Here is a 14002-nt window from a genome sequence, read left to right on the forward strand (position 1 = left end):
AATGGTTAATATAAAGGTTAATCCACAAGCTGCACCACAAATAGCTTTTGTTGGAAAAGATAAAACACCGGTTATTATTATTGATGACTATATAAGCAATCTTGATGAAATAATCAGTCAAGTCGTTAAAAATGCTCAATTTAAAGCCGAAGAGGTTACTAAATATCCTGGTGTTCGGTCATCGATACCTAAGCCTATAGTGGTGAGTTATTTAAAACCTTTGATGAAAACACTCTATAAAGTCTATAAGTTTTCACAAGATTTACAGCCAACTCCTATCGATAATTGCTTTTCATTAATTACTCAGCAACCTGATGAATTATCGGCAATGCAATCGTGGCCTCATTTTGATACACCAAACCCAAATCTTATTGCCGTTCTTCATTATTTAGATAAAGGAAATCACGGAGGTACTGCTTTTTTTCAACATAATAAAAGTGGAATAGATCGTGTAGATGATCAAAATAAAGATCTTTATTTTAAACATGCTCACGACTATTTTTCGGCTTTAAATACAGACAGTTTCAGTTATTGTACCGAAGCCCATAGTGAGTTTAGTTGTTATCAAAAAGTAGCATATAAGCCGAATCGTTTACTGATCTTTCCGGGACAATTACTACATTCAACTTTAGTTGATTTAGAAACCGATATAAATGGCAATCCTGAAACAGGTCGATTAACTGCAAACATGTTTGTATCGTTTAAATAGCCAGTTAAGTATTCACTCTGTTAGCTAAGTAAACCTTCAGCTTCACTTGGAACACATTGTTCAAGCTGGCTCTGTACCCATAGAATAAACTTTTCTTCTAAACTATTATTCGCTTTAACGTTTTGGCTTAACAAAATATAGCTATGGCCTGATAAACCAAAACCAAATGGAGCAATCAGGTTTCCTCTTTTTATATCATCAGCAACTAATGGGTAAGACCCAATAGCAGAACCTAAACCATCGATAACGGCTTGATAACAAAAATAGAAATGAGCAAATGTTTGTGAAGGATTATTCGACAGAGAACTTTTGCCTGATGTCTTGTTTGATAAATAATTTAATTTATTGGCTGATTTATTATGCCAATTAAGCCAAGCGTTAGGGCGAGTTTCGCTATGAATGAGTTTAACTAAACTAAAGTCATGTTTAATCTGCTGCCAATAATAAGGAGAGAAAACAGGTCCTACCCATTCATCCACCAAAGATGTTTTTTTATAATCTTGGGTTAATTCAAAATCTTCTCGTCTAATAGCAAGTGATAAACCACTAGAGCCTAATATTACAGGCCCACCAGCGGTTGATAACCGAACATCGGTATTGGGATTGTTATCATAAAAGTCTGACATACGAGGCATTAGCCAGCGCATGGTGAGTGTAGGTTCACAAGATATTTCAAGGCATTGATTTTTTTGCTGAGTTAGCTCTTGTACACCACTGTTAAGTGTTTGAAAGGCTTGAGTAGTGTAATTTTTCAGTAGTTTACCTTCATGTGTTAAATGAACGTTTCGACCTTGTCGGTGAAATAAATTAAGCGAAAGAAAGTTTTCTAAAGTTTTGATTTGTTTACTTACCGCACCATGGGTCACACATAGTTTATCAGCAGCTTCACTAAAGCTAGATGACTCTGCAGCAATATTAAAAATATGAAACGCCTTTAAATGTCTCATCTGTTACTTTTTCTCACGTATTTTTTGACAATGTTTCGATTATAGTCACTCCAATATATAGATACAATCTTTGTATAAACTCATATTATTATTTGGAACACGTATGGAAATTATTAGTCTCGCTATTATTGGTTTGTTAATTGTTATAAGTCCTGGAGCTGATTTTGTGTTAGTACTTAAAAATAGTATTAACTCTGGAAGACGTGCCGGACTATTAACTGCTTGCGGTATAAGTTTAGCTATAGGTGTGCATATTAGTTATTCAATGTTAGGTATAGGTTACTTAATCTCACAGAGTGAAACACTTTTTACCTTTATTAAATATGCAGGAGCAGGATATTTAATTTATCTTGGAGTACGAAGTATTCAAACGGCAAATGATAAAATGCAGAAGATAGAAAACAATTATGTTGAAGCAAAGCCAACACAATATTTAATACAGGGTTTTTTATGTAACATGCTAAACCCCAAAACGATGCTATTTTTTATCAGCCTTTTTAGCCAGTTGATATCATCAGACACAACAACAAATAACTATGTATTATTGTACGGACTTTATATCGCTATATTACACGGAGTATGGTTTAGTATTGTTTCTATGATCTTCACTTCTAAGGCGCTTCAAGATCACTTGAGTAGAATTAAAAAAAGAATCAATCAAGCGTGTGGAGTAGGGCTTTTGTCTTTTGGTGTAGCGCTGGTATTTAAATCATAACCCAGATTAAAAGACATCTTAACTTTGTTAAAGTAAAGATAGATGTTTTTTATTTCTCAGGTTTTAATCTCATAACCATTGGTTGGCGCAGGATGTAATAGATACCAATTTAACTAAGTTTTTGAACATTTCTGCTGGTTAAAATCAATTTAAGCATCGTTACTCTCAATCCCAATAGCAAGCTATTACTCAATCGAGTGCCTTACTTTAATCAATTTTTCCTACGTACAAAAAGCTCAAAACTTAATTAAAGTGGTATGAGAAGGTGCTTTAACTATTAAGGTTATTTTAGGGATTGTATTTTGTAAAATGAATGAATAATGAAAGTGGTGGACGATACTGGGCTTGAACCATTGACTGGTGCGGGATGTAAAAGGTAGAAGGTGCTCTTAAACTAAATTATTGTTTTATGTATTTAATATGAAGTATATAAAAGTGGTGGACGATACTGGGCTTAAACCATTGGCTGGCGCAGGATGTAAAGGGTAGAAGGTGCTTTAACTATTGAGATTGTTTTAGGGATTGTATTTTGTAAAAAGAATTAATAATAAATGTGGTGGACGATACTGGGCTTGAACCAGTGACCCCCGCCTTGTAAGGGCGGTGCTCTCCCAACTGAGCTAATCGTCCATTTTGAAATGGATATTGAATATATTAAGTTTTATAAGATAGATGGTGGACGATACTGGGCTTGAACCAGTGACCCCCGCCTTGTAAGGGCGGTGCTCTCCCAACTGAGCTAATCGTCCGTCTTATATCTACATATATTCGTACAATAATATTCTAAAAAATAGTGGTGGACGATACTGGGCTTGAACCAGTGACCCCCGCCTTGTAAGGGCGGTGCTCTCCCAACTGAGCTAATCGTCCGATATATTATTGTCAGAGATGTTATCTAATAATTGCTTAAAAAGATAAGTGGTGGACGATACTGGGCTTGAACCAGTGACCCCCGCCTTGTAAGGGCGGTGCTCTCCCAACTGAGCTAATCGTCCATCTCTGTGGGGGCGTATTATAGGGAGAAGTTGAATACTGTCAATAAAATAAAGCAATTTTTCTTTAATTTTTTCATTAAAAGTGTTTGATTGATTTATTTTTCAGCAGGCTGATTAAAATATGTTAATAATTGTTCAAATATTCACTTGTTTTAAGTAAGCATCTTTAGATGTATTTATAGGTTTTAGTGATTTACTGTTTAAATTTATTATTCAATCTAATCTTAAGGGACTTATTTCTACATTATTTTTGTCTTTTATTTTGATTTTTATTCATTGTTATTTTCAAAATCATCACAATTTGAGTTAATTAATTTAATAACTCGTTAATTTTTAGAGGTATCATTTCGTTTTATCTACATCTAAGGTCTAAAATTGGAATGCTCTCATCCATGATAAAATTTATGTGATTATTAACGCTTATTAAAAACCAATAGCTGGCTATGGAACGTAAAAATACGTTTTTTATTCTCGATAAAAACCAAGTCCCTGTATCCATCTAGTTAACGTAGGTAGATGCTTAAATAGCATCATAGAGTAAAATTGCTTAACCCGAGTTGAGGTTAGATAATAAGTAACCATCCATTGATCATTAATAGAAGTGTTTAGAACTGCAAATGATTGCCTATTCAATCTGTGGGTTATTCAAGAAAAATCATTAAGACGTACAAATAACATGATCTCTAGTTATTACACCTCGTAACTTTATCTATTTAGCAAAATTATTAATTTATATTCCTTTTGCGGGTGTAATGCCTTGCTATGCCTGATAAAATGCTGGCAATTTTTAGACCTACTTTTTAACTAGAATTTTAATCATAAAGACTAGTTAACCAATATCGTGAGACAACTATGACATTAACAACTCGCTTCGCTCCAAGCCCTACAGGTTATTTACACGTAGGTGGTGCAAGAACAGCTTTATATAGCTGGTTATACGCTCAAAAAAATGGCGGTGACTTTATCCTTCGTATTGAAGATACGGATATAGAGCGTTCAACTCAAGAATCTGTTGACGCTATTATGGATGGTATGAACTGGTTAAACCTTGAGTGGACTCACGGTCCTTATTATCAAACTAAACGCTTTGATAGATACAAAGAGGTTATTGAACAATTATTGGCTTCAGGAAACGCTTACCGTTGTTATTCTACAGCTGAAGAAGTTGAAGCAATGCGTGAAGAAGCTAAAGCTAAAGGCGAAATTGAAAAGTACAATGGCTTGTGGCGTGAACGTACAGATTACCCAGAAGATAAGCCTTTTGTTATTCGCTTTAAAAACCCAATTGGTGGCGATGTTATCATTAAAGATATGGTTAAAGGCGATATCGCTATTAGTAACGACCAACTTGATGATTTAATTATTGCTCGCTCTGATGGTACACCAACATATAACCTTACAGTTGTTGTTGATGACTGGGATATGAAAGTAACTCATGTTGTTCGTGGCGATGATCATGTAAGTAATACACCTAAGCAAATAAACATTCTTAAAGCATTAGGTGCTACGTTACCTGAATATGCTCATATCCCTATGATTTTGGGTGATGACGGCAAGCGTTTATCTAAGCGTCATGGTGCTGTAGGTGTTATGCAATATCGTGATGATGGTTACTTACCAGAAGCGTTATTAAACTACCTTGTACGTTTAGGTTGGTCGCACGGTGATAAAGAGATTTTCTCTCGTGAAGAGATGATTGAGTTATTTGATCTTAAAGATTGTAACCGTGCTCCATCTGGATTTAACACAGATAAACTTATCTGGGTAAATCAGCATTACATGAAAACTATGGATCCAGAATATGTGGCTACACATTTAAAATGGCACATGGATGAACAGGGGATCAATGTTGAAAATGGTCCTGCACTTGCTGATATAGTAAAAATTCAAGCTGACCGTGTGAAAACATTAAAAGAAATGGCTCAAATTAGCCGTTACTTCTATGAAGACTTTTCTGAATTAGATGCTACATCAGTTAAAAAGCATTTACGCCCAGTAGTTAAAGAGCCACTTATTTTAGTTAAAGCTAAATTAGGTGCGTTAACTGAATGGACTCCTGAGTTAATTCACGCAGCTATTAACGACACAGCGACTGAATTAGAAGTAGGTATGGGTAAAGTGGGTATGCCTTTACGTGTTGCTGCTACTGGTGGTGGAAACTCTCCATCTTTAGATATTACTTTAGCTTTATTAGATAAAGATAAAGTACTTTCACGTATCGACTTTGCGTTACAAGTTGTAGAAGAAAGAATTGCCAATAGTGCAGGCTAAGTTTTTATTTGCTTAAGGTGAACACATTTTCTTATAACTAGGAAGCGAGTGTTGATTAGTTTGTAGATTAATCAAATAGCTATAAAGCAAATCTTTCGAAAAGCTAACTATCTCAGTTAGCTTTTTTTATGCTTACCGTTTGGTATTATTCAACAATAAAAAAACCGACGTCATAGGTTAAATATGATGTCGGTTTTATTAACTTAATTTAACTTAAATGTAGTTCACATCAGTTAAAGTAAAGTTACTTTGTGTAAGCTCTTGGCATTTCAGTGTCAGTTGTATAACGGTCACGTAGGGCATCTTGACGTGATTTTGTACTCGCTTCTTCACCTTCAATCCATAACCTTTCTACTTTTGTACTAATTTCAAAAGGATCTGCACTCCACATAACAATGTCAGCTTTTTTACCAACAGCTATTTTACCTGTATTTAGCTTGAATATATCAGCTAGGTTGGCGGTAATCGCTTCTAACGCATCTTCATGCTCTACGCCATTAGCAACAGCACTACCTGCTAAATAACGAAGCTGATCAAGTTTGTGAGCATCATCAATATATAAACCCACTTTTAACCCTGCTTTTATTAATACCGTAGCAGTATCTAAAGACGAATTAAGAGTGTCAAAACTTGTAGGAAGGTTGTTGTGTGGGTTAACAATAACTGGAATGTCAGCTTTCACTAATTGTTTCTGTATTAAAACAGCGTCACTGCCACCAACGATAACTACATCAAGATTAAAACGTTGTTTGATATCAACTAAAACCAGCAGATCAGTTGCTCTTTCAGCAAAGGCTACAAGTGTTTTAGTGCCTGCGAGTAGTTCATTAATAATGATCTCGTCACGTTTTAACTTTTCCTCTTTTTTATCTTTCTCTTCACTGTCAGACGCGTCTGACTTTTCAGCTTCAGCTTTTTTATCTGTTAGCTTTTCTTGAGCGTCTTCAAGTGTATTAATTAAGGTTTGAATGTGAGTTGCTCTAGAGCCTTCATGGCTTGCGCCTAAATCAATTACTACAGCTCTGTCACTAACTAAAACACTATCAAAATCGCCAGATAAATTTACTGCGAAAGATTGACCTCTAAACATACTTTCACCGCCCATAGGGCTAACTACATTTGAGGTTACACCACCTTTTCTAGCGTAAGGTAAAAGAGTCGATTTAGGATTAAAAGCTTTACTGGTATCAAAAGTAATATCCGCTTTTTTCTCACTCGCATCTCGTGTTCCAGATACAGCATTTACCTCAATTAAACCTAATGAGTTCATTGAACCAATTAAGCCAGGTGTTACGTCTTTACCTTGAGCATCAATAACGTTTGTTACCTTGTATGATCTTGGGTTAATTGCAGTAATTACACCATCTTTCACGACTATGGTCGCATTATTAAGGATACCGGCCTGTGTAGCTGTATGAACTTTTGCATTTTTAATAACAAAGCTATTCGCAAATGTTACTGAAGAAGCAAGAGACATAGATAACGTTAATAAGCAAAGTGTAAGTAACTTAGCTTTATTTGGCTTTTTATTACGGAAGTTCATATTATTTCTCCACCTTGTTTTTTTTCACATTTTCTAACAATGATGGTTGACCTAACATGAAGTCACTTTTCGCTTGATATGCTTCATCAAAACGGTCATAAACTTTACTTCCATCTAAAAATACTTGCTCAGCTTGAGCATAAACACTAAATGGGTTGCGATTCCAAAGTACAACGTCAGCACGTTTATCTTTTTCTAAACTACCTGTTTTACTGTCAATCCCTAAAGATTTAGCGGCATTTAATGTGATCCAACGGATTGCATCTTTTTCTTCTAATTCAAATCCATTGTCTTTAGCGCGGTATAACACTTTTGCGGCTTCTTGGTTTAAACGTTGAATTGTGATGTCAGAATCTGAATGAACAATTGCACATGAGTTTTTAACGGCATCAACAATAGCAACATTTTCTTGAACCATATCGTAGGCTTCCATTTTGAAACCCCACCAATCAGGCCACATAGCAGCACAGTTACCATTTTCTGCAAGTAAGTCAGCTATTTTATAACCTTCAATTGCATGATGAAATGTACCAGCGTGATAATTAAATTCTTTACCTAAATCAATCATCATCGCCATTTCTTCAGCTTTATAACAATGGTTATGAATAAGAATCTCACCATCTAACACACCTTTAAGTGTATCTAATTCAATATCTCTTTTTGGTGGTTGCACCGTGTCATCATCTTCAAAATCAGCTTCGTATTTGTCCCAAGCTCTTTTGTATTCAGTTGCTTCAGCCCAAGCCATGCGATATCCAGCCATATTACCCATTCGTGTTGATGGTAAAACTTTTCTACTACCATAAACACGTTTAGGGTTTTCGCCACATGCCATTTTTAAACCATAAGGAGCATCTGGAAATTTCATGCCTTGCATTGTATGACTAGGGATATTTCTTAGAGTCACACCACGTCCGCCAAATAAATTAGCTGAACCAGGTAATATTTGTAATGTAGTGATACCACCAGCTCTGGCTGCTTGAAAGCCTGGATCTTGTGGCCATACACTGTGCTCAGCCCATACTTCAGAAGTGTTAGGTGAACTCATTTCATTACCATCAGAATGCGATTCAACAGAAGGGCTTGGATAAACACCTAAATGTGAATGCACATCTATAATACCAGGAGTTATCCATTTGCCTTTAGCATCTATTTCAATGTCTACATCTTCATTGATGTTTTTTCCCACTTCAATAATTTTGCCATCAGCAATCAGTACGTCAGCGTCTTCAAGTTGCTCGCCGTTACCAATAAGCACGGTCGCATTGGTGAATAAAATACTTTGTGATGCAAGTGGTGAGTAAGTGCTTGGATATGGATTTTTGTTTATGGTCACTTTGCCATCGTCATCTGAACCGCAACCAGCGAGTGTTGAAATAGTGGCAGCTAATAATAATGGAGTGAAAATCTTAGGTAAGCTTGTTTGCATTTTTTTCCCTAATACCTATTAAAAATTTATTTTAACCTGAACTCTAGATAATGAAGAGTGTAATTTTTTAACTCATATGATTTAAAAACAAGATGATATGATCTCACTTAAAATCATTTATTTTTATACCAATGTTGGGATTTATCTCGAATAACAAGCAGAGTTTCCTGTGCTAATAGCTGACTATTAGTGCATAAAATCAATACAAGTAGACGGTTAAATAACAATATTAGACATCATTGCCTATAGAGTTTTCAGATTATTTAAGGTTTCAACAATTTGAAACCCCATGGAATAAGAGTATATAAGTAATAATAAAAGCGACAAGTCTACACGGTAAAAAAACAGATAAAATAGTGTAAACATAGCTTTTCATTACTTAAATAATAAACGTTATTTTGAAAAGACGTTTATGTAGTGGTTTTGTTATAACAATAATTACCAACCTGCTTTACGTTCACTTTTATATAAACGCCATACAAAACCAATTGAAGCACTGTAAGTAATATCTTTTTCATAAAGAGGACTATCTTCATTTGCAGATCCAGAATGTATTTGAGCCCCCACACCAACAAATCCACGAAGACTATCACTCATAGGGAATGACACGCTAAGTGCTAATCGAGTACCTAAATAACCACCTTTTGCGTCATATGCAGGTCGAGTATCAGTAACAAATTCATCAGATACTTGATAAAAGTAATCATGAAAACGCTCTGTGGCGAATAACATGCCAATAGAAGTACTTAATGCGGTACCTTCAAATAGTCGTCCACGTTGTTGATACGTAATAACAGGATTTAATACATAACCACGGTTATCAATGGTAGAAAAGTCGGTTGAGAATGCAGATCTGAACTGTAATCTAGCATTTAGGCGGGCATTGCCACCATTTTCAAATTTATAATCTTTTAACTTATAAATAGCTTGTGGGCCAATTTCTAATAAAAAATCTAACTCCGGCATACCTTCACGAGCAGTACCATTTTCACTGTCAGCAGCAAAAGCTCCGCCAAAAGACATGCCAATTTCTAAATTGTTTTTATCAACTACAACCGCACGAACGCCATTGCCATCGCCAACTCGGAATATATCGCCACGGTAAACGACGTAAGGAGCTGCAGCTACAACTGAGTTACGTTGTGAAGATGCAGGGTAGTTAGCAACTTCGATAGCACCGCCACCTACACCAAGCTCCCACAGGGATAAAGCTTCGTCAACATCTTCAAATCCTGTTAATGTTCGCTCAACTGACATTTTTTTTACGTCAATACCATTTTCCGTATCAGTGTTTGCACTTGAGTTCGTAGAGCAAAGCAATAATAAACTCAAAGCGATAGAAGAATAACCTTTTAAGTGCATAAATAACTCTTTTGCCGTTGGTAGTTGAAAAATATAAAGTTTATATCATAGTTTCTTTACGGTTTGATTTGCACTAAAGATCATAAAAAAATGATTAAGTGTCTGATTCGAAGATATTGATTGTAAATAAAAGCCTTATTTGCATATTTTATAACAGGCTTGGAAAACTTTTAACGCATCAAACTTAAATACTTGTCATCACTTCTCAATATAAAGGTTATAATAGAGAAGTTGTTTTTTATTTATTTTTACCTTGGAGTTTCGTTTGCAGTTTAGTGATTTTGGATTAGATAGTGGTTTAATGTCGACAGTTGAACATTTAGGTTTTACTGAACCAACAGAAATACAGCAGCAAGCAATACCTGCTGCAATGAAAGGTCATGACTTAATTGCCTCATCTAAAACAGGTTCGGGCAAAACCTTAGCTTTTATCATTCCTGCCATGCAGCGATTAAGTAGAAACCGTGCGTTAAGTAAAAGAGATCCTCGGGTACTTATTTTAACGCCAACACGAGAGTTAGCTAAACAAGTGTTTAGTCAATTACGTATGTTTACTTCATCTTCGCAATTCAAAGCTGTATTAATTTTAGGTGGTGAAAATTTTAACGACCAAGTAAAGACTTTAGAAAAAGACCCTCATTTTATTGTTGCGACACCCGGACGTTTGGCCGATCACTTAAAACAAGGTCACTTTTACCTAAACGGTTTAGAGTTACTTATTTTAGATGAAGCTGACCGTATGTTAGATCTTGGTTTTTCTAAAGAACTTACCTTAATTAATGAAGCTGCTGATCATCGTAAACGTCAAACCTTAATGTTTTCGGCAACCTTAGATCACGCACAAGTGAACGACTTTGCTTCAGCTTTATTGAAAAAACCAAAACGTATAGCCATTAATGCAGGTCATACCGAGCATGAAGATATTAGTAAACGTTTCTATTTATGTGACAATCTAGATCATAAACAAGCTTTGTTAGAGCACTTTCTAAATAAAGAAAAAATTCAACAACTTATTATTTTTACAGCTACAAGAAGTGATACTGAACGTTTATCTAAAGTGCTGAATGAGCAAGGCCATGACTCTATCGCGTTAAGTGGTGAATTAAACCAAGGTCAACGTAATCAAATCATGGAGAAGTTCAGTAAAGGGCAACATAAAGTGTTGGTTACTACGGATTTAGCTTCACGTGGTTTAGATTTAGTTAACGTATCTCATGTAATCAATTTTGATATGCCAAAGCATACAGAAGAATTTGTACATCGTATTGGGCGAACAGGCCGAGCGGGTAGTACGGGGGATTCAATTTCGTTGGTTGGTCCTAAAGATTGGGTAAGTTTGAAAAACGTTGAAGGCTTTCTTCAACAAAAAGTAACTTTTGACTCAGTTGAAGGGTTAAAAGCAAAATTTAAAGGTATAAAACCTAAGAAGCCAAAAGCTGTAGCTAAAGTTAAAACACAAGATAATGCGAAAGCAGCAACAAAAGCTAAACCTCGTAAAATGGTTAAAAAGCAATTTGTTAGTCAAGAGGCAGGGCATACACCTATCATGCGTAAGAAAAGTGTATTACAAGAAAGAGATGAAAACGAACAAGATTAGTTAAATTAGGAATAAAAGTAATATGAATTCGGGCAGTTGTTTATGCAAAGGGATTAAATTTAAGGTTAATAAGTTTGAACCTCTTGTAGGACATTGCCACTGCACCATGTGTCAAAAATTTCATGGTGCAGCATTTTCAACCTTCGTTGAAGTTAAACTCAATCAATTTCATTGGCTATCAGGCAAAGAGCTTCTTTCTTCTTACACTTCTGATAACAAAACTGTACGAAGCTTCTGTAATATTTGTGGTGCGATTTTATTCTTTGAGTCTTCTTATAATAAATTGGATCAAACTATTGAAGTATCGTTAGCAACTTTTGATCATGTAGAAAATATTGAAAACATAAAGCCAAATGCGCATATTTATACAGAATCAAAAGCTAAGTGGATTGAAATTAATGACAACTTACCTCAGTTTAAATCCTATCGTAGTTAATAAAATTCTAGCGAATACTATTCTTCAATAATCTGCTCTAAACTATAAGTACTTTGACTATCACCTAACTTATCTTTCAAGTAAGGCATAATTGCTTCCAATTGCTGAGTAAGTTGCCAAGGTGGGTTTACAATATAAAGCCCTGTACCTGTCATCCCGTATGTATCTGTATCTTTTTGCATACAAAACTCTACCTGTAATACATTTTTCACATCGCTTGCGATAAATTGCTCTCGCATCTTATCAATAAGCTCTCGTTTAACTACGGGATACCATAATATATAAGTACCTGTAGCAAACTTCTTATATGCACTAATAATAGTTTTAACGGCTTTAGCGTAATCTTCTTTTAACTCGTACGGTGGATCAATTAATACCACGCCACGTCTGCTTGGTGGTGGTAATAAAGATAAGATACCTTGATAGCCATCAGATTGCTTAACGTGAGATTTACTCCAACGTTGGCAAAATTCCGTTAAGTAATTAATGTCAGTTGAATGAAGTTCAAATAAATGAGCGCTGTCTTGTCTGCGAGAAAATTCTTTCGCTACTGCAGGCGAGCCAGGATAAAGCTTAAGTTCCTCAGCTTGGTTAAAAGATTGAATAAGTGCGATATATTCTTCTAACGCTTCAGGAATATCATCATTATTAATGAGTTTCGCAATACCTTGTTTATATTCGCCTGTTTTCTGTGCGTACTCTTCGGTGAGTTGATACATACCAGCACCTGAGTGACTATCGATATAAGTATAACCTTTATCTTTTCTTGTCATATATTCAAGTACATTTGTTAAAACAGCATGTTTTAATACATCTGCAAAATTTCCGGCGTGGAAGGCGTGACGGTAACTTAACAAGGTGAAAACCTTCTTTATAGTGAGATAATTTTAAGGGCGCTATTATACGGAAAAAAATGTTTCTGAGTAAAATAAATTCTTACATATGTTAATAAAATGTAAATATTTATGGACTTTGTTTAATTATCCGCTAACCTTATAGGCAGAATTTTAATATAAATTTAATTAGGAATGATTATGGAAACAATTGAACAGTACTCAGATCAAATATTTGGTTACGCAGTTGAGTACGGCGGACAAGCTTTAATGGCATTAGCGGTATTAATTATCGGTTTATGGATTATTAAACGTATTAGCAAAGCGGTAAACGTTGGTTTTTCTAAAAGCTTAAAAGACGAAACGTTAATCTCGTTTTTAACTGGTGGCGTTAATATTCTATTAAAAGTGTTATTAATTATCAGTGTTGCCTCAATGGTTGGTATCGAAACTACGTCATTTATTGCTGTACTTGGTGCTGCAGGTTTAGCTATCGGTATCGCGTTACAAGGTAGTTTGTCTAACTTCGCTGGTGGTGTAATGCTACTTATATTCCGTCCTATTCGTGTGGGCGATTACATTGAAGCACAAGGTGAATCTGGTGTTGTTATTGAAATGGGAATTTTCGTAACTTTATTAGAAACTTTTGATAAACGTATTATTGTTATTCCTAATGGCCCTTTATCTAATGGTAATCTTACTAACTTTACAAAAAGCCCTGTTCGTGCAGTTGAAGTTACATTTTGTATTAGCTATAGCGACGATATGAAAGTTGCTCGTGATACTTTAATGTCGTTAATGAATAGCGATGAAAGAATTTTAAAAGAAGAAGGTAATGTTGTCGCTGTTGTAAATTTAAATGATAGCTCTGTAGATATTCTTTACCGTGCTTTTGTTAAAACTGAAGATTACTGGGGATACTACTTTGATATTCATGAACAAGGTAAACTTGCTTTAGAAGCTGCTGGTTGTTCTATCCCATTCCCACAACAAGATGTACATTTGTTTAAGAAAGACTAGGTTTAATAGAATAACTTAGTATTTAAAATACAAATTTAGAATAATGATAAAGCGACTCTTGTAGTTGTTGTCCCGTCCTAAGATACGTTGACGGTTTAATGAAAGGCCAGTAGCTTTTGCTTCTGGTCTTTTTTGTGCACTTGGT

General features: G+C 35.2%; 11 protein-coding genes and 4 tRNA genes. 6 read left to right on the top strand and 9 right to left on the bottom strand.

Translation table 11 applies throughout. The features are described 5' to 3' along the window. The first annotated feature begins 1 nt into the window (after position 1). The gene (locus tag Q5N69_RS01465) at positions 2-709 is read left to right on the top strand and encodes a DUF6445 family protein (RefSeq protein ID WP_304366939.1); all 708 of its coding nucleotides are present in this window, start codon (positions 2-4) and stop codon (positions 707-709) included. Between the two features lie 20 nt (positions 710-729). Here the strand turns inward: Q5N69_RS01465 and Q5N69_RS01470 are convergent, their stop codons facing one another. Continuing rightward, positions 730-1656: a LysR family transcriptional regulator gene (locus tag Q5N69_RS01470; protein WP_304366941.1), complete on the bottom strand. Its 927-nt coding sequence runs from the start codon at positions 1654-1656 to the stop codon at positions 730-732. A 103-nt stretch (positions 1657-1759) separates the two neighbouring features. On the opposite strand from Q5N69_RS01470, the gene Q5N69_RS01475 reads away from it, so the two are divergent. Beyond that, entirely contained in the window at positions 1760-2371 is a 612-nt protein-coding gene (locus Q5N69_RS01475; RefSeq protein WP_304366943.1) for a LysE family translocator, read from the top strand. A 554-nt stretch (positions 2372-2925) separates the two neighbouring features. Here Q5N69_RS01475 and Q5N69_RS01480 read toward each other — a convergent pair. The 4 genes from Q5N69_RS01480 to Q5N69_RS01495 all read right to left on the bottom strand — a co-directional run bounded on the left by Q5N69_RS01480 (position 2926) and on the right by Q5N69_RS01495 (position 3366). Then, positions 2926-3001: transfer RNA gene (locus Q5N69_RS01480), tRNA-Val, on the bottom strand. 43 nt (positions 3002-3044) lie between these two features. Continuing rightward, positions 3045-3120, bottom strand: a tRNA-Val gene (locus tag Q5N69_RS01485). Positions 3121-3165: 45 nt separating this feature from the next. Next, a tRNA-Val gene (locus Q5N69_RS01490) sits at positions 3166-3241 on the bottom strand. 49 nt (positions 3242-3290) lie between these two features. Continuing rightward, positions 3291-3366, bottom strand: a tRNA-Val gene (locus Q5N69_RS01495). Positions 3367-4218: 852 nt separating this feature from the next. Between Q5N69_RS01495 and gltX the strand changes: the two genes are divergently transcribed. Continuing rightward, the gene (gltX, locus tag Q5N69_RS01500) at positions 4219-5637 is read left to right on the top strand and encodes a glutamate--tRNA ligase (RefSeq protein ID WP_304366945.1); all 1419 of its coding nucleotides are present in this window, start codon (positions 4219-4221) and stop codon (positions 5635-5637) included. Between the two features lie 244 nt (positions 5638-5881). On the opposite strand, the gene Q5N69_RS01505 is transcribed toward gltX, so the two are convergent. From Q5N69_RS01505 to Q5N69_RS01515, 3 genes are all read right to left on the bottom strand, one after another. Further along, entirely contained in the window at positions 5882-7180 is a 1299-nt protein-coding gene (locus Q5N69_RS01505) for an amidohydrolase family protein (RefSeq protein WP_304366947.1), read from the bottom strand. A gap of 1 nt (position 7181) precedes the next feature. Next, the gene (locus Q5N69_RS01510) at positions 7182-8609 is read right to left on the bottom strand and encodes an amidohydrolase (RefSeq protein WP_304366949.1); all 1428 of its coding nucleotides are present in this window, start codon (positions 8607-8609) and stop codon (positions 7182-7184) included. 438 nt (positions 8610-9047) lie between these two features. Next, the gene (locus Q5N69_RS01515; RefSeq protein ID WP_304366951.1) at positions 9048-9971 is read right to left on the bottom strand and encodes a MipA/OmpV family protein; all 924 of its coding nucleotides are present in this window, start codon (positions 9969-9971) and stop codon (positions 9048-9050) included. Positions 9972-10236: 265 nt separating this feature from the next. On the opposite strand from Q5N69_RS01515, the gene Q5N69_RS01520 reads away from it, so the two are divergent. Next, complete coding sequence (locus Q5N69_RS01520; RefSeq protein WP_304366953.1) at positions 10237-11568, top strand: DEAD/DEAH box helicase; 1332 nt, start codon at positions 10237-10239, stop codon at positions 11566-11568. 22 nt (positions 11569-11590) lie between these two features. Further along, positions 11591-12004: a GFA family protein gene (locus Q5N69_RS01525; protein ID WP_304366955.1), complete on the top strand. Its 414-nt coding sequence runs from the start codon at positions 11591-11593 to the stop codon at positions 12002-12004. Between the two features lie 17 nt (positions 12005-12021). Here Q5N69_RS01525 and Q5N69_RS01530 read toward each other — a convergent pair whose 3' ends face one another. Then, positions 12022-12861: a 23S rRNA (adenine(2030)-N(6))-methyltransferase RlmJ gene (locus Q5N69_RS01530; RefSeq protein WP_304366957.1), complete on the bottom strand. Its 840-nt coding sequence runs from the start codon at positions 12859-12861 to the stop codon at positions 12022-12024. 177 nt (positions 12862-13038) lie between these two features. Between Q5N69_RS01530 and Q5N69_RS01535 the strand changes: the two genes are divergently transcribed. Next, on the top strand, positions 13039-13857 hold the full coding sequence (locus Q5N69_RS01535) for a mechanosensitive ion channel family protein (RefSeq protein ID WP_304366959.1): 819 nt from the start codon (positions 13039-13041) through the stop codon (positions 13855-13857). The last annotated feature ends 145 nt before the right edge of the window (positions 13858-14002 follow it).

The organism is Pseudocolwellia sp. AS88, assembly GCF_030551755.1.
In the GTDB taxonomy this organism is placed as follows: domain Bacteria; phylum Pseudomonadota; class Gammaproteobacteria; order Enterobacterales; family Alteromonadaceae; genus Pseudocolwellia.

What these genes read in the sequence shown, in the direction of transcription:
- Q5N69_RS01465 (WP_304366939.1), top strand. Translation starts at nt 2, where the DNA reads ATGGTTAATATAAAGGTTAATCCACAAGCTGCACCACAAATAGCTTTT.
- Q5N69_RS01470 (WP_304366941.1), bottom strand. Translation starts at nt 1,656, where the DNA reads ATGAGACATTTAAAGGCGTTTCATATTTTTAATATTGCTGCAGAGTCA.
- Q5N69_RS01475 (WP_304366943.1), top strand. Translation starts at nt 1,760, where the DNA reads ATGGAAATTATTAGTCTCGCTATTATTGGTTTGTTAATTGTTATAAGT.
- gltX (WP_304366945.1), top strand. Translation starts at nt 4,219, where the DNA reads ATGACATTAACAACTCGCTTCGCTCCAAGCCCTACAGGTTATTTACAC.
- Q5N69_RS01505 (WP_304366947.1), bottom strand. Translation starts at nt 7,180, where the DNA reads ATGAACTTCCGTAATAAAAAGCCAAATAAAGCTAAGTTACTTACACTT.
- Q5N69_RS01510 (WP_304366949.1), bottom strand. Translation starts at nt 8,609, where the DNA reads ATGCAAACAAGCTTACCTAAGATTTTCACTCCATTATTATTAGCTGCC.
- Q5N69_RS01515 (WP_304366951.1), bottom strand. Translation starts at nt 9,971, where the DNA reads ATGCACTTAAAAGGTTATTCTTCTATCGCTTTGAGTTTATTATTGCTT.
- Q5N69_RS01525 (WP_304366955.1), top strand. Translation starts at nt 11,591, where the DNA reads ATGAATTCGGGCAGTTGTTTATGCAAAGGGATTAAATTTAAGGTTAAT.
- Q5N69_RS01535 (WP_304366959.1), top strand. Translation starts at nt 13,039, where the DNA reads ATGGAAACAATTGAACAGTACTCAGATCAAATATTTGGTTACGCAGTT.